The organism is Psychrobacillus sp. FSL K6-1464, from assembly GCF_038003145.1.
Classification (GTDB): Bacteria; Bacillota; Bacilli; order Bacillales_A; family Planococcaceae; genus Psychrobacillus; species Psychrobacillus psychrotolerans.
In genome coordinates, this window is sequence record NZ_JBBOOP010000001.1 from 467,029 (window position 1) to 490,614 (window position 23,586).

The following is a 23,586-nucleotide window of genomic DNA, read 5'->3' on the forward strand; positions in this document are numbered from 1 at the left end:
AATAATACTACTGATTTCCGCTACATGTGGAGAACAAAGGCACGGCTTCAATCTCCTCGTCACTACAGAAATATATGCTCCTGCGGTGCTTTCAGCTCGCGTTGTTCCCATTGGTGTCGCCTATTTCACTACAATCAATTAAGTGAGTACTATGGCACGATAAGATTGTCTTTTTAAATAGCGATACTATTCTGCAAAGAGGGAGGAAGAAAAAGGACTCCCTATAATCCAGTGGAGTTAAAGAGAAATAGTAAGTGATCCCTAAATAAAGAAGCGAACGAGCGAACGAAATTGCATCTTCGTGAGCTTCTACATAAATAGGAGATTTTCTTTTTTCTAGTTATCCAAAAACGAACTAACCTGTTTTTAAGTTACAGAAGGAGGATGGACAGTTAAAAGCCATAAAAATACCGAGAAAAAGAGGCTAGTCATGACTAGCCTCTTTAAAAATCAAACGGGTAATCTTATAGCAATACGGCTGTCCAACGCTCTTTGCAAACGATATAAACAGGTTTTGACGTACAAGGGCCTCATATTTTGCTCGGTTTTTCCTATAATATTTATCACTTCTATCAATAACTTTATGTACTTGAATAATTACTGTTACATTACAAATCGATTAACATTAGCTGCATTGTGTTTAAGTTATAACTTAAGAAGGGTAAGGAAAGAATAACACAATAAATTTTGAGGAGGCAACACCATGAACATTGAATCGAATAGACGAATTGAAATTGCTTGTACCGAAGAAGAAATGTATGATAAATTGGAAGCCCTACAAAATCAAGGTTATGCAGAAAGCGATATACATGTAATTTCAACTGAAAATGCTCATTTAAATACACTTAGTCGTCACTCAGAAGTTTCTACACATGAGGCTGGAACATTTATGGATAAGTTCAAATCTTGGTTTACTGGAGAAGATGCAGTAGCGGAAGGTTTACGTAAATTAGATCTAAGTGAAGAAGAAAGAACAAAATATGCTGAAGAAGTGGCAAGAGGAAGTATTGTTCTCTACACAGATGTTTTAACACATAATGATGAACCAATGGTATACGGTACTCATGAGAATGAATTTGAGCAAGAGTATACAGATACAGTAGGTACAGATGTTGTACAAAATCGTTTCATGGAAAACGAAGAGCCGATTAGTGAATATGCTAAAGAGCAAGGTTTTACACCTTCTAACAATGAGTTTGTAAGCGAAACTGATGGGCGTTTTGATGAACCACAGGACCGCTTTGCACGTGGAGAAACTTTTGCCACTGACCCATACTTAGCAAGAGAAGAAAATCATATTGGTCACTCTATGCAGGAAGATAAAGAAGTAAGAGAGTCTCGTCCGACTATTGATGAGAGCATTACAATCGAAGAAAAATCATACGGTGATCACTCACCAGGAGCAGATCCGAATCTAGGTCCAGCAGCTTATGGGAGTGAATTAGTGGAAGAGGAAGAAGAGGAAAGACTTTCTCATGATCAACACGAAGAAAAGTTGGAATTTCAAAAGAAACTAGATGATATCCCTCCAACTAATAGACTATATTAATTTTAAGATAACGGATAGAGCCTCTCTAATTGGAGAGGTTCTTCTTTGTATTCTATTATGAGATAATGAGAGACGATCTAACTAAATGAGGTGAAGTAAATGGACTTTATAGCTATCGATTTTGAAACAGCCAATAATCTTCGTTCTAGTGTATGTTCAGTAGGAATCGTACAAGTAAAGAACGGGAAAATATATAGAGAAATACAATCCTTAATAAATCCGTTAAGTGAATTCCATTATTATAATATAAAAATTCATGGAATTACTGAACATATGGTGCATGGAGCACCAACCTTTGAGGAATTTTGGCCGAACATGAAAGATCTTATTGAAGGTCAAGTTATTATTGCACACAATGCAAGTTTTGATATGGGTGTTTTACAAGAATGTTTGCGTCAATTCCATGAACCATCTCCACATTTTGAATATGGATGTTCTTTTCGAATTGCCAAAAAAGTGTGGCCGCAATTATACAATCATAAGCTATCGACTGTATCGAATTATTTGGGTATTAGTTTGAGACATCACGATGCTTTAGAGGATGCTCGCGCTGCTGCTATTATTACATTAGAAGCCCTGCAGAGAACTCAGACAAGTACAGTGAAACAACTGGCCAAACTACATAATGTGACGATAAAGTCATCCATTCAAGCTAAAAAGCAACCAGCCCAACGCAAAAATAAAGCAGACATGACAATCGAGTTTTTAGAACCGGAAGATGCAGAACTAAATTCTAAGCATCCATTTTACGAAGCGCAAATTGTTTTCACCGGAAGAATGCACTCTATGACCAGAACGAAAGCAGCACAACTTGCAGTGAATTGTGGAGCAGTTTGTAAAGGGGCGGTGGATCATCAAACAAATTACTTAGTAGTGGGAGATAATGACTTAGCCAAATATTTACAGGGTATAAAAAGCACCAAAATGCAAAAGGTAGAAGGGATGATTCAACAAGGACTTCCAATTGAAATAGTTGGAGAACAAGATTTTTTGAGATTAGTTAGGTATTCAGTTTAAAGAGTTGGCTAAAAGTATAAATAAGCTATTCCGGTGAAATGCTAATGGCAGTTAAGGAAAGGGTGAATTACTTGGACAATTCAATATCATACGGCGACGATTACAAATATATACCAGCAACTTCTGTAGGAAGTGGTATAGGAATCGAGATATTACCGGACATTTATTGCCATACCATTCAAATCGTTAATATTTGTTTAGTAGGCGAACCTAACTCTGAGGACTTTGTATTAGTAGATGCAGGTATGCCTTACTCATCGGATGAAATTATTTCTGCAGTAGAAGAACGATATGGTGTAAACAAAAAGCCAAAAGCAATTATCTTAACCCATGGACATTTTGATCATGTTGGGGCAATAGTTGAATTAGTAAATAAGTGGAATGTCCCTGTCTATGCTCATGAATTAGAATTACCTTTTTTAACAGGTAAAGAAAGCTATCCAAAACCCGATCCAACAGTTGAAGGAGGATCTGTAGCCAAAATGTCTTTCCTATTCCCTGTGGATGCTATAAATCTAGGAGACCATGTTGAAGCGCTTCCGGCAGATGGAACAGTTCCTTTTATGGATGATTTTCAATGGATTCATACGCCAGGTCATACCCCGGGTCACATCTCCTTATTTAGAGAGAAAGACGGGGTATTAATAGTGGGAGATGCATTTGTTACAGTGAAACAAGAGTATTTGTATAAGGTGTTCACGCAGGAACAGGAAATAAGTGGTCCTCCAAGATATCTCACGCCTGACTGGGAAAAAGCTAGGGAATCGGTAAACAAGCTTTCAAACTTAAAACCTAAAGTTGCAATAACTGGACATGGTTTACCTATGAAGGGAGATTTACTTACTAGCAATTTACACTTGCTAGTCACGGATTTTGACTCGATAGCATTGCCGCGCCATGGAAAATATGTAAAAGAATAATGACAGTGAAAATAGAAGATCTCATACATATAATGGGATCTCTTTTAATTGTCAGAATAAAAAGTTAAAATATAAATAGATTGAGTGAAAAGGGGTATGCAAATGACATTTTCCATTGTTGGCTTCGATCCGCAAACAAAAGAATTAGGAGTTGCCGTTGCTTCCAAGTTTTTGTGTGTGGGAGCAGTTGTCCCATTTGCAAAAGCAGGTGTAGGAGCAATTGCGACTCAGTCTTGGGCTAATTTAGATTATGGCATCGATGGCTTGGACATGCTACAAGATGGCATGTCACCGGAAGAAGTTCTAAAAGAGTTGGTAGCGAATGATGAAAAGTCAGGCGCTAGACAAGTTGGTATAGTGGATGCAAGTGGTCGTAGTGCCATATATACTGGAGAAGATTGTATTGAATGGGCAGGAGGATTTGCAGGAACAAACTTTGCAATTCAAGGGAACATATTAGTCAATGAAGATACAGTTCAGGCGATGAAGACAGTTTTCCTCCAACATGAGGGAGCTTTTGCGGAACGCCTATTAGCTGCATTACAAGCTGGAGAAAGTGCAGGAGGAGATAAAAGAGGTAAACAGTCTGCTTCTTTGTTAATAGTAAAAGAAAATGGTAGTTATGGAGGTTACACGGACCGGTATATCGATCTTCGAGTGGATGATCATGCTGATCCCGTGAAAGAATTAGCAAGGCTCTTAAAGCTACATCAACTATATTTTACAGAAACAGTTCCAGAGGATATTGTGGCTATTGAAGGAATGTTAGCAAATGAGATTCAAAATATGTTATATGAAAATGGTTTTTTAGACAGGGATCTTACGGAAATGGATGACTTATTGGATGCTATTCATTCTTATCACCTAATTGAAAATTTTGATGAACGAGTGCAAGAAAGAGGTTATATCGATACTAAAGTTATAGAATTCATGCGTATTAATAAGTAGTAATACAAAAATGGTGGTGTAAAAAGACTATCAAACCTTATATAATTTGAAAAAGAAAACGAGGGTCATAACGTTTGTTATGACCCTCGTTATTTAATATCTACTTAATCTTTTTGAACTTCCACTTTTTAGACTTTTGGTCGTAGTAAGCGGCTTCCTTAGTTCCTTTTTTCCCTTCAGTAGTGATGATAAAATAATCAGTAAATCCTTTTGTGATTTTTTGGTTGCTGCTATCAAGGAAATTCATATCTTTAAGTTTCAAGTCGTCCTTAACTTTATGATTATTTTTTTCCTTTAGTAACCCTGGTGGTACATGGTAATCCAAGTGCAAAGTAAATTGCCCACTTGCTGCAAGTACATCAAAGTTCTTTGCAGTTATCGAGAATGTCCCATTCATAAGATTAATCACAACGTCTTTATTTGTAGCGTTAATCTTGCTTGAAGCTGCTTCTGTAAAACGGATTTTAACATCTCCAGCATTATGCATCACAGAGCCATCCACCGTAATAATACTTTTTGAAGTATCTACTTTATCTTCCGTAATAATAGTTTCTCCATTATTTGCCGTATGGACAGTCACTTTAATCGTTACTGAATTGTCACCATACGTTGCTGTAATAATTGTTGTCCCACTTGACTTAGCGGTAATTTCACCTTTGTTTACGGAAATAATTTTGCTATTAAAACCGCTATAGTTAGCTTTTTGTGTAACATCCTCAGTTGTATTTGAGCCCTCAGTTGTTTCAGTTAGCTTAATAATAGCTTTTTTGCCTTTTTCTAATTCAAATGCTGTTTTATTTGCTGTAAGAGTCTTAGTAACCGGCTCGTTCAAATCCACTTGAATAAGAACTGGGTCATGGTCGGAAGCACGTCCATGAATGTCCATATAGTTAGCATTAATGTGAATCATATCTACTTCAGTTTTATTGGCTAGATTATTTGTAACTAGAACATGGTCAAGTACTTGGTTATTCCCTTGGTAGAAATAGGAGAAACGCTCACCCACGGGTACTTTTTCTACCATATTTGTTAAGATGTCACCTTTTAGTGCAGCAAGTGTTGGGGTGAATTCGAAATCATTCATATCTCCAGCAACGATTACATTTAAATCTGGATTCTTTTCTATACCAGATTGGATAAATTGGTTAATCATCGTAGCTAACTCAATTCTTTCTGCCTCAGAGCCAAGGAATGGAGGTTGGTTTTTACCGTATAATGGCTGGTCTCCACCTTTAGAATTTAAATGAGCACCAATTACTACTACTTTCTCTCCTTGGAACTCAAATTGCGCAGCTAATGGCTTACGTGTATTTTTTTGTGGTAAGTCAAGAATTCTGCCAGGATTCAAAGTGAGGTTTCCAGCTTCGTCCCATGCTACTTTATCAGTGGAACCTCCTTTTACTCCTTCGGAAAGGGATACGCGATTAGGGTTGTACAAGTAACCAACACGAATATTCCCACCAGGTTGTCCACCATCTTGGTCGTACTCCGGTGCTATATCGGTCCAAGCGTAAGCTGGTCCACCAGCAGCTACAATTGCTGTGATTAACCTTTGATAGCTTGCCGAGGCATCTGTATTTCCAGAAGCGGTAGGGCCATCGTTATCTTGAACTTCTACAAGAGTGATAATATCAGGTGATTTCATGTTCTCCACAAAAGACTTGGCAATTTTCGCTACTTTTTCATCAGGGGTGTTTTCAGTGTTTGTTGAAAAGTTTTCAACATTGTATGCTGCAACAGTTAATTTATCTTCGTTAGGTTCGATATTTGTCACTACATTTGGTTTTTCAACTCGAGTAATTGGAGGTAGAGTAGACTCCTCAGCCCAAAGCTTGAAATTACCAAAGCCGAAGCCCATCACTCCCACAATGTCCCCAGTATAATAATCACCTGATTTTGCATCATATTTTTCATTTCCTGTTAATACTAATATTCTCTCAGGATTATAGTCATTTGCAGAAATGTTTACTCCGCCTAATACATTGAACTGTGTGTTCGTAGAATTTCCTGCAATTACAGGTATTTCTCCATATTCTTGCGGTCCAATAACTTTTGCATCTGGTACAGCTATACGCATTAATTCAATGGATTCCCAAAAGTCTATTCCATCTTCTAATGGATCGAACGTAGTTAAACTATCATTATCAATTATTTCTGTAGGAGGAAAAATATCTTCACCAATTACTAAAGGTTCGGGTAATTCTGCTGTTCCAGATTTGGTAGCCGAAGTTGCACGAATTCTAGTAATAGGAAGATCATTTGCTTTCATATCTGAATAGCCCTCGTAGTACCATTCCTCCACGGATCCTGCTACTGTAACTAAGTCTCCAACTGCGAAACCATTAGAAGCCTTATTGACGATTAATGCTTCTGATGTAGTATTGTCATCATCGGCATTAACATCTTGAATGACAAAGTTTGCTGAATTGTAGAGATGAGTTACAACACCAGTAATCTCTTGAACTGTTGCACCTTCATAATTTGAGAAGTGGGATAGTCCCTGAATATCACGAATTGATAGGTTATTTGTTTTTAACACATCAAATGTAAAAGAAAATACTTCTGATGTTGTATCGGTAACAGCTATGGCCTTAATCGTCGTATTCGTTAATAAAGTAATTGGTCCAGTATATAGCATGCTTTCAGTAGAAGGTGTTGACCCATCTAGTGTGTAATAGATGGCTGCACCATCGATTGGAGTAAATAAAGAAATTTCAGTTCCTTCTGATATTGTCCCAGGGAATATATCCGTGTAGACTGCAGGTTTATTCACTAAGTTAAAGCTGTCTAAACCAAGTGTTTTTACTTGATAAGTTGTATTGAATTTAGACGCGATACCAGAAACATTAACTAAATCGCCTGCTTTATAGCGTTGAACAAACGTATTGTAGTCAAGACCATTTCTATTGTCATTTCGAATAACAACAGACTCTCCATTTTCGTGTGTTGCAGTAAATTCGAATGTTCCATAGTCATTGATTTTAGTCAAATTACTAATTATTACATTATTCAAATTTACTCGTTCACCTTGAGTCTCTTCATTGACTCCCGCTGGTGTAATGATTTGTTCTAGTGGTAATTCATTGCTTGAGGAAACTTTTGATATTTTAGTAGGTTGAATTTGTAATTCTCCACTGTATGGACTAACTTTACCTTCCAGCTCAATGACATCACCAGGATTTACATCTGCCGAAGAGGTAAATACATAAATACCTGCCGACGTGTCTTGAAGATAGAAGGCATTGCCGCCCCAATACCCCATCCCAGTAGTGACAGTTCCGGTGATTTTAACTAATTTGTCCGGGTTAGTAATCACTCGAGCTGCAGCAATATTTTCCAACACCTCTACTTCTGGAGATTCAGGTGGAGTTTCTCCATCAGAGATTATCGTGTAAGCAGTTGGACTTTTTAGACCTGGAACAGAAAAGTAAGCTTCTAATGATCCAGTTACGGTTACTTCTGCTTTTAAGTTTTCAGGATGATCTTTTAGATTCAGTGCTGTTCGAAGTGCTCCAGTCGGTAATTGAACCGGTAAAATATTAGATGGATTTGTTTCATTTGGTGAATCTGCTAATCCAATATTTGTAGCTACTGTAAAAGGAGCTTCCTGATCATAGGAAGTTCCAGAATTAGCAGTTCCCACGATATATCCTTGAACTGTCGCGGTCCCTGTGTTATTTGAAATTGCTTCTGAGACGCTGATAGGTTCTGCAGCTTGAACACTAGGTGCAATTATAAATGGGACAAACATGGAAACTACTAATATGAGGGAAACGGCAACCTTATTACAAGCATGATTCCAAAGACTCTTTTTTATCATTTTATCCACTCCTAAACAAATTTATATTTCGGATAGATTATAGCAAAAGAAAATGACAGGTTTGAGGGAAAATTGTAAAAATTAGAATATCTCCTTAAAAACAGGTAAGAAGTAGTTGGAGTAATTTATTCTCTGATAAAAAATAACTAATAACTATTGAATATAAAGAACTGGAAAAATAAAATTTATGTCGTTGCAAAGTTGCGTGTAAATTTAAGGTGTTTGGTAATTATATAATTGCTATAAACTAGAAAAATGATGAAAGTTAAGGGGAGTGTAGCAGGTATTAGTAAGGAAGAAAAAAGTACCAAGTATCAGCCATTTGATACTTGGTACTAGAAATTAGTCAATTTATTCTCTTTTCATTATTTATGTTGAGATTCATAGTATTTCACACTATAACTATCTAAAGGTTTTTGAAGTTTACTTTGTATATACAGTGCGGCTGCGTTGAGTTTTTTTGGATCTATATTTGTTTCAATACCCATATTTGTGAGCATATAATTTAAGTCATCAGTTGCCAAGTTGCCTGATGCTCCTGGAGCATAAGGACATCCACCTAAACCACCCAGAGAGCTATCGAATTTAGAAATACCCATTTCCAATGAAGCTAGTGCATTTGCTAAAGCAGTTCCTCGGGTATTATGAAAATGCATTGCGATACTATCTGCGGGGTATCGTTTAAGAAGTTGCTCTAAAACTTGCTTCACTTGAACGGGATTAGCAATCCCAATTGTGTCACCTAATGATAATTCATTTATACCCATTTCAAATAGGGAATCTGCTAATCGTATTACCTGATCAGTTTCTATATTTCCTTCATAAGGGCAACCGAAAACTGTGGAAATATATCCTCGAATTGTTTTCTTATTGGAAATACTTTCTTTAACAACTTCCGATAAGACAATCTCTGTTTCTGAAATAGTTTTATTAATATTTTTCTTATTATGAGTCTCACTTGCAGAGATGAAAACAGCGACTTCATCAATACCACTCTCTAAGGCGCGGAATAACCCTTTTGTATTTGGAACAAGGGCAGCATAAGAGACGTCTGGATTTTTCTTAATATGTTTTGCAACATACTCTGCATCCGAAAGTGCAGGAATCCAAGTAGGATTTACAAAAGAAGTAACTTCTATATAATTTAAACCTGAATTAGATAAGTGATCTATCCATTGTATTTTCTCATCTGTTGGAATAAATTTGCTTTCATTTTGTAATCCATCACGTGGTCCTACTTCTCTAATGCTTACACTTTTAGGAAACCTGGTTGTTGTCATATTAAAAACTCCTTTTACTTATATTCCGAAGAGCGTCATCATAATCCAAGTTGACGCATAGAAAATCATAAATTGTACACCAGCGCCAATTCCAAGAATGCGATTTAGAAGACCACCAACTGCTGCCACTGTGAACGTAAGTACAATACCAACAAGTTGTGCTTCGTGGAATGCAAGTAAACAAGCAAGTCCAATGAACATAGCAACAATAGCTTCTTGACTAACAAGCTTCATCACTAGTACAGAAGCTTTTCTTGCATAGTTCATAGAAAAAGGATAGGCGATTAACGAAGCGATAATGAGTCCAATTGCACCGTAAAGGAAAAATTCCCATGAAGTTAGGTAGGTATGCAAATTATTTATAGGGTCGACAGTGAATACTGGTGGTGCATTAAATAATGGTGACCCTGGACCAAGAGCAACAGGACTTAATGGAATCCCAAAAGCTATTAATGGGATGATTACTTCTGCGATATACGTAGACTCTGTTACCCCATTCATTACTGCTAAACTAGTAGTAGACTTCTTATAGGCACCTTTTGTACGGGAACCGACAATTTCACCCATTAGGGAAGTCATTCCTACAGGACTAAAAACAAAAGTAAGAGAAGAAATAAAAGTTGTAATGGAAGTGAATACTTGTTGTCTTCCAGTTAAAATTTTTAAAGGGTTCGGAAAGTATCCTTTCCACGTTTTTGTTTCAGGAGCCAGATGATATTCTTTAGCTTTATCTCTTTCAATAGTCTTTCTAGCGCTAGAGGAGGTCGCGAATAAAAGATCACAAAAAATTGGACCTATAGCAATTCCTAAAAAGAAACTGATAGATAAATGCTTATCGAGTATGCTAAAACTCACTAAATCTAAACTTTTAATAAAGAAAGCGAATGGAATAATCATTAAAACACTTACCCATTTACCTTTTGAGAAAAAGGCGATTAGAATAGCAGCTAGTGTAAAAATTATTCCTGTTGATGACTTGAAGAAGTCAGCGAATTGACCCAAAAACTGGCCTAATAGAACAGCAGTTGGTAAAGCAATGAATGCACCAATAATTCCACCTGAAATCATTTTCCTAAGTGCTATATGTGGCATACCCATTCTTCTTAAAGTGTTCGCATGATCTATTAATGGAACAGCTGTAGTATCACCGGGTATACCCATTAATGCAGTTGGTACGGCATGTGTAAGATGCTTTGCTAGAACTGCTGCCATAAAAAATGAAAAAACGGCAGCTGGAGGTGCACCAAGAAGGATTACTAACAAAGTAAGTGGGACCATAATCGCTGTCTCATCAGTACCAGATATCAATCCTATTAAAGAGAAGACAATTGCACCAAGTAATGCAAATAAAATAGCTGTAATTAGTAAACTCATTTCTTCTGCTCCTCTCTAAGTGCAAGAAAACTATTTAAAACTCCGAATTCTTCCAATTCTTTCTTAGTGATTGGATCATTTTCGATTAGTTCTAATTCTTCTAGAGGATCTAATTGTAAATCTTCAAAAACTTGTCTCATACTTTCAGAAGAAGTCTCTTCTTCAACTAATATTCTTTTTGGTTTAAAAAGAATGGAACAAAGTACTAAAGAGAAAACACTACCTAAAATCCCAATAAGCAATGAGTAAGAAGCTACCATACTTTCACTAGCGATAGAAGGGAGTAACCAAAGGCCGATATTGTAACCTCCTAAACTAATGCCTACGCTTATTAAAACCGCAAAAAGTAATTGATTTGGTAGAATTGTATCTCCAAGTATTTCTAAATATGTTTTTGTTTTTTTATTCAAATCAGTAGTTGGTGATTTATGGTTATCTGCCATCCTATTCACCTCTTTGAGTTGCTTTCGTTATTTCTAAGATACGGTCATATCTAAGGTCTTTCTCTTTGACAGCTTGTGCGACGATTCTATCTATATCTGATTTTTTTGCGCCAGCCATTACTGCTAAGTTTCTAGCATGTAAAGACATGTGACCTCTTTGAATACCTTCAGCAGATAAGGCCCGTAATGCTGCAGCATTCTGTGCTAGTCCTGCAGCTGCTATACAACCTGCAAGTTCTTCAGCAGAGCTAGCTCCCATTACTTTAAGGGCAGCTTGTGCCACCGGATGTGTTTTCGTTGCACCACCAACAATCCCAACAGCCATTGGTAACTCAATAGAACCGGATAAGTTGCCATCCGCATTTATTTCCCATTTTGTTAAAGATTTATATTGTCCAGATATAGAAGCATAGGCATGTGCTCCGGCTTCTACTGCACGAGTATCGTTTCCAGTTGCCAAGACTACAGCAGAAATTCCATTCATTATTCCTTTGTTGTGTGTAGTTGCTCGATAAGGATCATAATCTGCAAATTCGAAAGCGCTTACAATGTTATCCACAACCTCTTTGCCACCAAGTGCCTCTGTTGAAAAAATTGCTCTTGCGCGAACAAGTCTAAGGTCTGCTAAATTAGATATTATTTTTAATACAACCTTACCACCAGTAATTGTCTCAATAGTTGGAGAGACTGCTTCTGCCATTGTGTTAACAGCATTTGCACCCATTGCATCTTTTGTATCTACAATTAGATGAATTACTAACATTATTTGAGAGTTGGTTGGAATAATATGAACTTCTATATCCTTAGCCCCTCCACCCAATGAAACCAATGTTGGATCTTGCACATTACAATAAGCTAAAATTTCACCTTTATGTTCAAAGATTTTGGCTTTTGCAGCATAAGGATCTGCTACATTTAATACCTGAATTTGACCACGCATGATTGTTCCACTCATTGACGTGAAAAAACCACCATGGTCATAACTTGCTTTTGCTGCATTACTAGCAGCAGCTACAACAGAAGGTTCTTCCGTAGCCATTGGGATAAACATATCTTTTCCATTAATTTTAAAGTTGGTTGCAATTCCAAGTGGAATGCCTATTTGTCCAATTACGTTTTCTATCATTGAGTCTGCTAAATCCATCGAAAGTGGATTCTCTCCAGATAAATGCTTTAACTGATCATCTGTTAAATTGCGCCCTTCCGTAACAATATCAAATCTTTCTTTAGGTGATAAACGATAAAATCCTGGAACTCTTGTGTTTGACATGACATACACCCCTTATTTTTGTGTAATAGCATTCAACCTAGTTGAATGCTATTACACAAAAATACATTAATAATTATTACTTGTAAATACCAAATCTAAAATTTATTCAGAAATCGAAGTAAATTCAAAAAATAGAGAAATAATTATTAATGAAGACTAGTAAATATGAGAAAGGTAAAAATACGGGCAGTTCCATAAATTAAAGGGGGGTATTTTGTATAAAAAATGTCAGTACTTTTGCTTCCTTGTTCTTATCTGCAGAAATAAAAATATGAGGAGTGTTTCCTTCGAAATAAGCACTATCACCCTGTTCCAAGTAATGTAACTCACCATCATAGTAAAGGTTGATCGACCCGTTTAGAATATAAATAAACTCGTCTTCACTATGGGTAAATGGCGTTACATATTCAGCTTCAGGTAGGACGGTGACTATTACTGGTTCTACTTTACTAAAGCGAGGACGATTTGCGAGCGCTTCATAAGTATAGCCAATGTCTTTATTTCCAATTTTTAATTTTTTATCCTTGCTTTTCACTATGGATAATTTATTGTGAAGATTGGACTCTAAAAACCAAGACAAGGGAGTATCTAGCTCTTGTGCTATTTTTGATAGAGTTGCCACAGCAGGGGCGGCTTGTCCATTTTCTATTTTTGAAATATGACTTTTCGTAAGACTGCATCTTTCGGCTAGTTCTTGTTGAGTTAAAGTATTATTTAACCTAGCTTCCTTAACCTTTTTTCCAATAGTATGTTGAAGATAAATGGGACTCTCCTCCTAAATAATTTAAAACCTATAATAATCATATAATACATTAATTACTCTCATTTGTAATTCTTTCACCGGTAAATTTACAGCTAGATTATTGTGTGAATTTGTTCATTTACTGTAAAGAATTAAAATTTATCATATTAGTTCTTAGACTATTTAAGTAGTACAGAAATATTGAGGGGAAGAAGATAAGGGTCCTGATTTTAGCCGGGACCCATACATAGAATTCATGCATACTAAAGAATTTATTTATTCAATTTCCATACGGAATAATTCAGACCAAGTGCAAAGGTAACCCATCCTACATAAGGCATCATTAAAACTCCTGCAGTATTGTCCAATTTCTGAAACTCATACGCTGTTAACGCAATGGATGCTAACATAAGGCTGATTTCTACAAGTGCAGTTCCTCGTAAGCCCCAACGGAAAAATAGGAATGACCATAAAAAATTTAAACCTAATTGTAAGTCGTATAAGGGGATAGCTGGTGTTGAGTCCGTTCTCATATCTTTCACCTTTTGGTCTACACGATATTTAGCAATTCCCATTGTTGCGTAAAGAGTGGTCCATACAATCGGAAAGACTGCCCCAGGGGGTGAAAATGATGGCTGTTTTAGTTTTTTATATTTTTCTTGGGCATTTTTATTGGCAATCCAACCTGTGATAGAGCCGCCAACTACCGGTATAAGAATACTTAGTGCTAATTTCTTTTTGTTTATCCGACCATTCACTTGTAGTAATTCCATTTTACAACCTCCTAGTTCTATTTATTATTTCATTCCCTAAACACTCCGGAATAATCTATATTGGTAAAAATAAATAATTAGAAAAATTAGAATATGGTATAATTATCAAGGGAAATCTGACTAGGGGTGTATAAATGAGACTTAAAATTATTCATACTAATGATGTACATAGTAATTTCGAGAACTATAAAAAAGTAGTTACGTTAATAAATCAACATAAAGATGAGAATACAATTGTTTTAGATGGCGGAGATTTTGCTGATTTTAAAAGCATTGAGCTCCAAGGAACTAAAGGTATGGCAGCTATAGAGTTATTAGAAGCTGGTAGCTACGATGCGATTACAATAGGTAACAATGAGATGTTCAATGGAATAGATACTCTAGAGAATATGGCGAGTAATAGTCCTATCCCTTTTATAAGTAATAACTTGTATAAAAAAGATCGTTCTCATATAAGTGGTGTTAAATCTAGTGTTATTTTAGAAAAAAACGGGCTTCGAATTCTCCTTACGGGATCTTCTCCCGATATGGGAGTATTTAATGAAGGATTAGGTATTTATATGACTGATTACACGAATGCTATAAAAGAAGAAATAGCCAATAATGAAGGTAATTATGACATATGTATATTACTTAGCCATGTAGGTACTTTTGCAGATGAACTGCTTGCTAAAGAGGTTAAAGAGATTGATATTATTGTTTCTGCACATGATCATAAATTATTTGAACAGGCACAGGTTATTAATAAGACATTTATGAATAGTGCAGGAAATTATGGAGAACATATAGGTATTATGGAAATAGAAATAGCCGGTGGAACAGTACATTTTCTCCATTCAGAGACTATCTCTACAAAGGATATACAAGAGAGTGAACAGATAGACTCTATTTTAAGGTTAAATAAAGAAAGAGCTGTAAAAGTTTTAAGTGAACCTTTGTATTCACTAGAACATTCTTTATGGCATGACGTAGTGGAAGAGAACCCTATTTCTAACCTAATAGCTGACGGATTGAAGGATATGTTAGGTACAGAAATTGGTCTTATTAATAGTGGTATTTGTAATGCGGGAATATTTCATGAAATGACAGAAAAAAAACTTATAGAGATATGTCCTTCTCCGTTAAATCCAACTTCCTTTGAAATTCAAGGTAAGTATCTAAAAGAAGCTTTAGAGCAATCGTTAGATTCTCAAGTATGTCTGGCAGATGGAGGAGGTCCAGGATTTAGAGGACGATTTGTCGGGAGGCTGCATGCATCAGGACTTCAAATAGAACATGATGGGAAGCAAATTCATTCAATCTATGTAAATGACGAAATATTAGAAGATGATAAATGGTATTTAGTAGGTAGCTCTGATTATTTACAAAGAGGTTCTGGATATCCCTGTCTTGCGAACAATCGAAATGAAAAATACTTAGCAGAAGAAATAAAAGATGTTCTTCGTTTATATGGTGAAAAATTAGACTTTTGCGAGGAGTCTTTTAGTCATAAATGGAAAGAAGTCTCTAAAATAAGGGGATAGAAAACGTGGAGCCTAAAAAAATTAGACAAATGGGAGTGACAATAGGAAGACTCCCTGTTGGGAAAAAGAACTGCATAACAGATGTACAAGATGTTAAAGTCGGACATATTACATTAGATAGCTCACTTGGAGGAGGAGAATATGCCTGTACAGGAGTCACAGCAATCTTGCCTCATGGGGGTAATTTATTTCAACAGAAAGTAGTTGGGGCGAGTTACATTCTAAATGGTTTTGGAAAAACCACAGGACTTATACAAGTGAATGAACTTGGCTTAATTGAATCACCTATCATGCTGACGAATACATTTGGTATTCCAGCGGTTGCGCAGGGAACTTTAGAATATATGCTAGAAAGAAATCCTACAATAGGGGATTCTACTGGGACTATTAATATAGTGGTAGGAGAGTGCAATGACAGTAGGTTAAATTCAATTCGAAAGCTACCTATTGAACCGAAGCATGCGATTGAGTGTATTCAAAATGCTTCGTCAGAAACTTCACCTGAAGGAGCTGTTGGTGCAGGTAAAGGGATGATTTGCTTTGGTTATAAAGGGGGCATTGGTTCCTCTTCACGTATTGTTCAAGTTAGTGATGCAGTCTATACTATCGGTTGTATGGTCCTTAGTAACTTCGGAAGAAAAGAGGAATTCCAAGCTTCACGGTATTTGGTGAATGAAAATGTGAATGTCCCAAACTTTCCTGAGCCTGCTGATGGTTCAATCATGATTGTATTGGCAACAGACGCACCTTTAAGCAATAGACAACTTACTCGACTTGCTAAGCGATGTGGGGTAGGGCTTGGTAGAACTGGTAGTCATTTTAGTAATGGTAGTGGTGATATTGTCATAGCTTTTTCGACTGCTCATAAAATTCAACACAGTTTGGAAGAAAGTGTGGAGACAAGGCAGCAATTAAGAGATGATCATCCCATTATGAATGACTTATTCCAAGGAGTGGCAGAGGTTACGGAAGAGGCGATTTTAAATTCTTTGTCACAGGCCGAAACCACAACAGGGAGAAATGGAACTGTCGTATATCCGTACCCGTTTGAATGAATAAAGGCTGATCTTCGTTATGAAGATCAGCCTTTTCAATAGTAGTGACTTCTCAAACCAGGTATTTGATAATAATCGATCGACCACAGCTCAAAATCGATTGATGTCCCTAAATAATCGATCGATCAACGCCGATAATCGATTGATGCCTCCGAAAAATCGATCGACCACTAAAAATTAGTCTTTTTTAAACTCTAGTTTTATCTTACCTTCAACAAAAGTTAAGCTCGCATCAAACTTTTGACCGTTTTCAGCTTCAAATCCCTTGATCACGTTTGTTTTTCCTTTAGTGCAAAGCAGTTTTATTTGGCTAGCGGTTATTTTTTTCTTTAAAAAGTAGCCATTAAAGGTCTGGGTGCAACCATTTTTGTATTCTGTACATCCATAAAAGCTCTTATGTGCAATGATGGACCCTTTTTGACATTTAGGACATGTTACTATTGGATCTCTCTTAAATTTAGAGTCATACTTTGAAGCCCGAGGCGCTAGCTTTATATTAATCTGCTTTGTTTTTAATTGGGTTGGAACCTCGTCCATCAAGCTTTGGATAAACTTAGCGATACTACCTAGAAAACGATCCATCGAGCCTTCTCCGTTTCCAATTTTACGTAAATAGGTTTCCCATTTAGCGGTCATAGATGGACTAGCGAGAAGATTACCTTCAATAGCCTGACAGAGGACGCGTCCTTTATCGGTTATAGAAACTATATTTTTCGTTACACTAATATAGCCATGGCGTTTTATCGTTTCAATAATTCCGCTTCGTGTTGCTTCTGTACCGAGACCTTCCACTTCTTTTAAGATTTCAGTTTCCATTTTATCCTCTACAAGCTTCCCACAGGTTTTCATCATGGCAATAAGCTGGCCTTCCGTATATGGCTTCGGAGGCAGCGTTTTTCCTTCTTTTATACCAATATTACTTTCTACCTTTTCCTGTACCTGTAGAGGTGGGAGAGGTTGTTCTTCTTTATCCTTAGTTGAGCGAGAGAATAATGCTTTCCATCCTTGATCTCGTTCCGTTTTTCCAGTTGTGAAAAAGGCTAAACCATTCACCTCTGTTGTAACCTTTGTTTCTGTATATAAGTAATCGGTATGAAACATACCCAATGTAGTACGGACAATCTCTTCATAGAGATTTCGCTCAATATTTGAAAGTCCTGCTAATTTTGCAGGTGTTGGGAGCTTCTTCGTTGGAATAATTGCATAATGCTCCTGAACTTTCGAGCTATCGACATATCGTTTTTTAGGAGCTAGTGAAGCTACTTCAAAAGGATGTCCAATGATTTGTTGATAAGCAGAAACCTGAGCCGCTATATAGGAAAATTCGTTTGGCGTAATATGTCTTGCATCAGTTCTCGGATAAGAAACTAACTTTTTCTCATAAAGACCCTGCATTGTCTTCAGTACATCTGCAGGACTCGTTTTCCATAATCGATTGGCGGTAGCCTGTAGTGTCGACAATGAATGAAGCTGAGGTGGTGGTATCCGCTTATCGACTTTTTCTATTGAACTAATTACTCCAGGAGAGTTAGGTTGAATATTATGTTGGGAAAGGAGTGCTCGAATCTTTTCTCTGTTGGAATCTTTCGCTTTTGCTTTCCCTTTATATTCTCCCTTTTCTGCCTGGAAAGTTGCCTCTATCTCATAAAAAGGCTCCGATACAAATTGTTCGATTTCACTTTGACGTTGATATATCAAAAATATAGTCGGTGATTGAACTCGTCCTATAGGAAATACCTCTTTAATACCTTGTTGCTGCAACAGAAGTGAATATAATCTGGATCCATTCATGCCTACTAACCAGTCACTAATTTGACGAGCCTTGGCCTCATCGTATAATAAAAGATCTTTACGATTATCTTGTAAATTACTAAAACCCTTCAGTACTTCATCTACTTCCAATGAATTAATCCATAAGCGTTTAATCAATTGTCCACGGGCACCACTTTGATTGTATATACTATAGAAAATATTGGACCCTTCACGGTCTACGTCACAAGCGTTAATAACAGTATCAGTAGATTTAAGTAATTTTTTTACTACGGAAAATTGCTTGAATTTCCCTTTGGTAACTTGAAATTCATAGCTATCTGGCAAAATAGGCAAACTAGCTAATGACCATTTATTCCATTTTGGATCATATGCTTTTGGTTCTTTAAGTTCAACGAGATGACCAATTCCCCATGTAATATAGGCTCCCTCTGGAAAAATAGGGCATGGATTGATTTCTATGTATCCTTCGTGACGTTTTACTTTAAAAGCATCTGCATATGCCTTTGCCTGACTAGGCTTTTCAGCAAGAATTACTGGCTTCATGACAAGACCTCTTTCACTGGTAAAAATGATAGTTCTACTATTATCGCATAGATTCAGAAGCATTTCTAATCCATGGTTAGGATGAAAGGTAAATGTAAACTATGTGGATTTTCTTTGTTTTCCTAATGTGTCCTGGCATTTTTTACTTTGTCGACCATAAGCGCAAGAATGAGGACGAAGTAGGCGCAAACTCCTTGTAAAATGAATGTAAACAACCATTAGGAGGAGTTAGAATGAATCTCATTGAGGAATTCAATAAATTACATTCATCAGAAGAAATATTATTTTTAGGTAATGCATGGGATCTGTTATCCGCTTTAACTTTAGAAAAGGTAGGTTTTAAAGCAATTGGTACAACAAGTTGGGGAATTGCGAACTCATTTGGATATGCTGACGGAGAATTAATTGATTTTGAAAGACATCTTGGAGTTATTAAAACGATTACAGCAAATGTAAAAATACCTGTTACTGCAGATATTGAGGCAGGCTATGGAGAAGATAAGGAAACAATTATTGAAAATGTTTTAAGGACGGCAGATGTTGGGGTGGCTGGCATTAATATTGAGGACTCACTCAAGAAACAAATGGGGCTCAGAGCAATTAATGAACATTGTACGCTTTTATCAGCAATCAGAATGGCATTAGATAATCATGGCTATCAAGATTTTTATATTAATGCTAGAACTGATACATACTTTCATACAGAAAACCCTTTCTATGAAACAGTAAATCGTGAAAAGGCCTATGTTGAGAGTGGAGCTAGTGGAATATTTGTCCCTGGAATGATCGACTATGACGAGATTAAAGAAATCACAATGACCATACATGCTCCAATTAATGTATTGTCTTTACCGGAACTTACAAATTGTCATGTACTGCAGGAATTGGGAGTGCAACGTTTTAGCTTTGGTAATGCCCTATCTGATAAAATCATTTCCTTTTTAGACAGCAATGCTGCACAATTAATGGAGCTACAAGATACTTCATTGTTATACGATTACTGACCTAGAAAGGTGTGGAATTCAATGGAGGATATACTTAATCTTTCTTTTGATGAAATGTGGGATAAGGTCATGGCTTGCGATCAAAAGTATGATGGATTATTTTTTACGGCAGTAAAAACCACTAAAATATACTGTCGGCCATCGTGCAAATCTAGAAAACCGAAAAAAATAAATGTAGATTTCTATTATGACATCAATAAAGTTGAACATGCTGGTTTTCGTGCTTGTAAAAGATGTCAGCCAGAAGTTGACCATTCCCCGCGTACTGAACTAGTCAGAAATGTAACCACCTTTTTAATTAATCATTATAAAGAAAAGTTGGTATTACAGGACATTGCCAATAGCGTAGGTGTTAGTCCTTTTTATCTGGAGCGTTTGTTTAAGCAGGAAACGTTAGAAACTCCGCGTACTTACTTGGAGAAAATAAGAATTGATAAAGCAGCCCATCTTCTTTGCAGTGCAAATCTATCAAATCTTGAGATTTGCTATAAAGTTGGATTTCAAAGTCCTTCAAGTTTTTATAAGGCGTTTCGTCGTTTGAAGAATTGTTCACCAAGTGAATATCGAATTCTTGCGAAAAAGGAGCTACTGTAATGCAATGGAGCAATCACGGAACGTTTATTGAGATATATCCACCGAAGGAATTCAATTTTGATGAATGCCTAGTGTTCTTGGGTAGGTCCCAAGAAGAAGTGTTACATCAAATTAGAGATGAGTTACTATATAAGCTGATTAAAGTAAATGGAGAATTAATCTTGTGTAGAATCGGGTTCGCTCAACTTGTAATTCATGTAGATTTTCCCTCACAACCATTGTCTATCACCAGTCATGAAGAAATAGCATCGTATATTTGGGAATGGTTTGATTTGGATCAAGACTTGAGCCTTTTTTATGAGGTAGCTAAACAAGACAAGATATTACAACAAATTCACAAGAGATATTACGGGTTACGGATGATGTGTATACCAGACTTATTTGAGGCGTTGACTTGGGCAATAATGGGGCAGCAAATAAATTTGACCTTTGCGTACAAATTAAAGCAACGTTTTGTTGAACACTTTGGGGAGTGCCTTACCTTTGAAGGGAATACTTTTTGGCTATATCCAACATATGAAAGAATTGCGACTCTAAGCGTAGAGGAGTTAATAACACTACAATTTACTGTTCGGAAGGCTGAATATGTAATTGGAGTTGCAAAAGCTATGACAAATGGCGAATTAACAAAAGAAATGTTGCTGCAAGAACCAACGTATGAGCAAGCAAAAAAGTCGTTACTGGGGATAAGGGGAGTAGGACCATGGACAGCGGATTATGCGCTGATGAAATGCTTACATCAATCATCTGCCTTTCCGATAGCAGATGTCGGACTTCATAATGCTTTAAAGGTTCCACTAGGGCTTAATCGTAAACCGACAATAGAGGAAATTAAAGACGTAGCAACAAATTGGCAAGGTTGGCAAGCGTATGCCACCTTTTATCTATGGAGGTCTTTATATGAATAAATTAGATTACAAATCTCCAATTGGCATAGTAGAAATAGTGGGAACAGAGGAAGTAGTTAGTTCTATTATGTTTATTGAGGGCGATGAAGTGAGTAATACAGTAAACTCTGAAACCCCACAGGTTTTAGTGGATTGTTCTATTCAACTGGACGAATACTTTAAGGGTGAGCGTCATGTATTTTCATTTCCTTATAACTTTGAGGGTACAGAATTTCAAAAAAAGGTATGGAACGCTTTGACAACTATTCCATACGCTGAAACCGGGTCCTATAAAGATATTGCCACTGCCATTAATAATGAAAAAGCTGTTAGAGCAGTAGGAACCGCCAATGGTAAAAATAGATTAAGTATTATCATTCCATGCCATCGAATTATCGGATCAAATGGAAGACTAACAGGCTATGCAGGTGGTTTGTGGAGAAAAGAGTGGTTACTTCAGCATGAGAGGTCCTTTAAAAGGGAAGAGTAAATCGAAGGATATTACAGTGAAGCTTTATGAATTTCATTGAAAATGCACGACATGTTTTGGGTAAGAAAAAATATTTGCTCTATTAGTCAATTGGAAAGTCTGAAGCTTAAGTCATGAATTCCGTACATAATACATTAACGGCATATATCGCTTGATCCATTTACAAGTGTTCATCACCAGAACGCCAATTAGTGAATAAAATAATTAAAAAACCCATTCCTATGAAGGAATGGGATATACTTCGATTATTTAATTATGAGCAATGATTACTAATTTACCTTCATCTAATTCTTTTTCAGCTGCTTCTGCTTCTTGCTTAGAAATACCAGCAGCTTCCATTTTGTTACGAAGCTCATCTCCACGAGAAGTGAACATGTTTTTAAATGATTGTAAAAAGCCTTGTTCTTTCATCCCAACATCTGAAGTGTCTAACGCATCATTGATATCGTCGGCTCTTTCTTTAAAATGGGCGAAAATATGAATATTGTCTCGAACGTATCCTTGTGTTTCAAGTTTTTCAATTTCTTGTTTTGCTTGAACTGCATTTTCAACTGTTAGTTTGACTGTCATGTATAATTCCTCCATTTTTGTTAGTAATGTGTTCTAGTATATATTTACCCGATAATAGGGAGTTTAAACAAAATAGCTTGGAATGAATCCAAATGTGTGAAAGAAATGTATGGTTTTGATATGCTTAAAAGAAAAAGAGAATGGATGTTATAAGATGGACAATAAAATAGATCAAGTAGCTAGCTTTAAAGCAGCAATGGGAAATTATCCTACAGGAGTTACAGTAGTGACAGCTTTTAATAGTGATGGGAAGCCAATGGGATTGACTGTAAATTCTTTTGCCTCAGTTTCGTTAGATCCATTATTAATATTATGGTCTATTGATAAGCGAGTATACTCATATGAAGAGTTTTTAAAAGTAGATAAGTTTACGGTAAATATTCTAGCTGCTGACCAAGGAGATATATGTAATTTATTTGCTAGTAAAGTGGAGGATAGATTTGCAGAGTGTGAATGGAACAAATCAGAATTGAATTTGCCCGTGCTTTCTAACTCGTTAGCAACACTAGAATGTAAAGTATTTAACAAAGTAGAAGCTGGTGACCATACAATTATGATAGGCGAGGTTCTTCATATTCAAAATGCAGCAAAAGAGCCTTTACTGTACCACCGCAGAAATATTGGTGCGATACCGACAGAATTTTATAAATGATTATAGACAAAAAGGATATCCAGATGGATGTCCTTTTTGTGTTATAGCTTGAAAATCCAAAAATATTATTGCTCAAGAAGGGGTTATTTAGCCTTTGACCAAATTAAATGTTCCTAGGAATCTTCTTTAGCCTGCAAAACCCAAAGCTGTCGGTAAAAGTAAAGGTTGTACAACATAGTGATGGAAATCTCTATATTCACGTAGTTAGAGGTTTAGTTTTGGGAGCAGATGGAGAGTATTTACTTAAAGGGATATTCTCCAAAAATGTTGTTGGTGGCTATATAGTGTAACGTTATTTGACTAAGTTTATATTCTCGAAGAACTAGTTGATGTAGGATTAACTGCTGCTTTTTTAAAGT

General features: G+C 36.4%; 20 protein-coding genes. 11 read left to right on the top strand and 9 right to left on the bottom strand.

Annotation, left to right across the window (positions count from 1 at the left end; genetic code table 11):
* Window positions 1–703: 703 nt before the first annotated feature.
* The 4 genes from MKX39_RS02320 to MKX39_RS02335 all read left to right on the top strand — a co-directional run bounded on the left by MKX39_RS02320 (window position 704) and on the right by MKX39_RS02335 (window position 4,434).
* A complete protein-coding gene (locus MKX39_RS02320; protein ID WP_340768121.1) occupies window positions 704–1,549 on the top strand; it encodes a general stress protein in 846 nt (281 codons plus the stop codon).
* Window positions 1,550–1,648: 99 nt separating this feature from the next.
* Window positions 1,649–2,566, top strand: a complete 918-nt coding sequence (locus MKX39_RS02325) for an exonuclease domain-containing protein (RefSeq protein WP_340768122.1) — start codon at window positions 1,649–1,651, stop codon at window positions 2,564–2,566.
* Window positions 2,567–2,637: 71 nt separating this feature from the next.
* Window positions 2,638–3,486 carry an MBL fold metallo-hydrolase gene (locus tag MKX39_RS02330; protein ID WP_340768123.1) on the top strand — a complete coding sequence of 283 codons (849 nt, stop codon included), beginning with the start codon at window positions 2,638–2,640 and terminating at the stop codon, window positions 3,484–3,486.
* Window positions 3,487–3,588: 102 nt separating this feature from the next.
* Complete coding sequence (locus MKX39_RS02335; RefSeq protein ID WP_340768124.1) at window positions 3,589–4,434, top strand: DUF1028 domain-containing protein; 846 nt, start codon at window positions 3,589–3,591, stop codon at window positions 4,432–4,434.
* 100 nt (window positions 4,435–4,534) lie between these two features.
* Here the strand turns inward: MKX39_RS02335 and MKX39_RS02340 are convergent, their stop codons facing one another.
* From MKX39_RS02340 to MKX39_RS02370, 7 genes are all read right to left on the bottom strand, one after another.
* Entirely contained in the window at window positions 4,535–8,254 is a 3,720-nt protein-coding gene (locus tag MKX39_RS02340) for a DUF6359 domain-containing protein (protein ID WP_340768125.1), read from the bottom strand.
* A gap of 365 nt (window positions 8,255–8,619) precedes the next feature.
* Complete coding sequence (locus MKX39_RS02345) at window positions 8,620–9,534, bottom strand: hydroxymethylglutaryl-CoA lyase (RefSeq protein ID WP_340768126.1); 915 nt, start codon at window positions 9,532–9,534, stop codon at window positions 8,620–8,622.
* Between the two features lie 18 nt (window positions 9,535–9,552).
* Complete coding sequence (locus MKX39_RS02350) at window positions 9,553–10,908, bottom strand: tripartite tricarboxylate transporter permease (RefSeq protein WP_340761365.1); 1,356 nt, start codon at window positions 10,906–10,908, stop codon at window positions 9,553–9,555.
* The gene (locus tag MKX39_RS02355; protein WP_340768127.1) at window positions 10,905–11,351 is read right to left on the bottom strand and encodes a hypothetical protein; all 447 of its coding nucleotides are present in this window, start codon (window positions 11,349–11,351) and stop codon (window positions 10,905–10,907) included. The genes MKX39_RS02350 and MKX39_RS02355 overlap by 4 nt, the downstream gene beginning before the upstream one ends.
* Before the next feature lies 1 nt (window position 11,352).
* Window positions 11,353–12,621: a hydroxymethylglutaryl-CoA reductase, degradative gene (locus MKX39_RS02360; RefSeq protein ID WP_340768128.1), complete on the bottom strand. Its 1,269-nt coding sequence runs from the start codon at window positions 12,619–12,621 to the stop codon at window positions 11,353–11,355.
* 199 nt (window positions 12,622–12,820) lie between these two features.
* Window positions 12,821–13,384 carry a helix-turn-helix domain-containing protein gene (locus MKX39_RS02365; protein WP_093536035.1) on the bottom strand — a complete coding sequence of 188 codons (564 nt, stop codon included), beginning with the start codon at window positions 13,382–13,384 and terminating at the stop codon, window positions 12,821–12,823.
* Window positions 13,385–13,635: 251 nt separating this feature from the next.
* Window positions 13,636–14,136 (bottom strand): TspO/MBR family protein, encoded by a 501-nt coding sequence (locus MKX39_RS02370; RefSeq protein WP_340761368.1) that lies wholly within the window; start codon window positions 14,134–14,136, stop codon window positions 13,636–13,638.
* A gap of 134 nt (window positions 14,137–14,270) precedes the next feature.
* Between MKX39_RS02370 and MKX39_RS02375 the strand changes: the two genes are divergently transcribed.
* Window positions 14,271–15,659 carry a bifunctional metallophosphatase/5'-nucleotidase gene (locus tag MKX39_RS02375; RefSeq protein ID WP_340768129.1) on the top strand — a complete coding sequence of 463 codons (1,389 nt, stop codon included), beginning with the start codon at window positions 14,271–14,273 and terminating at the stop codon, window positions 15,657–15,659.
* Between the two features lie 29 nt (window positions 15,660–15,688).
* Window positions 15,689–16,714 (top strand): DmpA family aminopeptidase, encoded by a 1,026-nt coding sequence (locus MKX39_RS02380; RefSeq protein WP_340771310.1) that lies wholly within the window; start codon window positions 15,689–15,691, stop codon window positions 16,712–16,714.
* A gap of 177 nt (window positions 16,715–16,891) precedes the next feature.
* Here MKX39_RS02380 and MKX39_RS02385 read toward each other — a convergent pair whose 3' ends face one another.
* The gene (locus MKX39_RS02385; protein ID WP_340768130.1) at window positions 16,892–19,030 is read right to left on the bottom strand and encodes a type IA DNA topoisomerase; all 2,139 of its coding nucleotides are present in this window, start codon (window positions 19,028–19,030) and stop codon (window positions 16,892–16,894) included.
* Window positions 19,031–19,263: 233 nt separating this feature from the next.
* Here MKX39_RS02385 and MKX39_RS02390 point away from each other — a divergent pair, with 233 nt between their 5' ends.
* The 4 genes from MKX39_RS02390 to MKX39_RS02405 are packed head-to-tail and all read left to right on the top strand — an operon-like array spanning window position 19,264 to window position 22,005.
* Entirely contained in the window at window positions 19,264–20,034 is a 771-nt protein-coding gene (locus tag MKX39_RS02390) for an isocitrate lyase/PEP mutase family protein (protein ID WP_340768131.1), read from the top strand.
* A 21-nt stretch (window positions 20,035–20,055) separates the two neighbouring features.
* Window positions 20,056–20,628 (top strand): bifunctional transcriptional activator/DNA repair enzyme AdaA, encoded by a 573-nt coding sequence (locus MKX39_RS02395; RefSeq protein WP_340768132.1) that lies wholly within the window; start codon window positions 20,056–20,058, stop codon window positions 20,626–20,628.
* Window positions 20,628–21,536 (top strand): DNA-3-methyladenine glycosylase family protein, encoded by a 909-nt coding sequence (locus tag MKX39_RS02400; protein WP_340768134.1) that lies wholly within the window; start codon window positions 20,628–20,630, stop codon window positions 21,534–21,536. Before MKX39_RS02395 ends, MKX39_RS02400 begins: the two co-directional genes overlap by 1 nt.
* On the top strand, window positions 21,529–22,005 hold the full coding sequence (locus MKX39_RS02405) for a methylated-DNA--[protein]-cysteine S-methyltransferase (protein ID WP_340768135.1): 477 nt from the start codon (window positions 21,529–21,531) through the stop codon (window positions 22,003–22,005). The genes MKX39_RS02400 and MKX39_RS02405 overlap by 8 nt, the downstream gene beginning before the upstream one ends.
* A 249-nt stretch (window positions 22,006–22,254) precedes the next feature.
* Here MKX39_RS02405 and MKX39_RS02410 read toward each other — a convergent pair whose 3' ends face one another.
* A complete protein-coding gene (locus MKX39_RS02410) occupies window positions 22,255–22,575 on the bottom strand; it encodes a general stress protein (protein ID WP_093536009.1) in 321 nt (106 codons plus the stop codon).
* A 154-nt stretch (window positions 22,576–22,729) separates the two neighbouring features.
* Here MKX39_RS02410 and MKX39_RS02415 point away from each other — a divergent pair, with 154 nt between their 5' ends.
* Window positions 22,730–23,227 carry a flavin reductase family protein gene (locus MKX39_RS02415; protein WP_340761375.1) on the top strand — a complete coding sequence of 166 codons (498 nt, stop codon included), beginning with the start codon at window positions 22,730–22,732 and terminating at the stop codon, window positions 23,225–23,227.
* The last annotated feature ends 359 nt before the right edge of the window (window positions 23,228–23,586 follow it).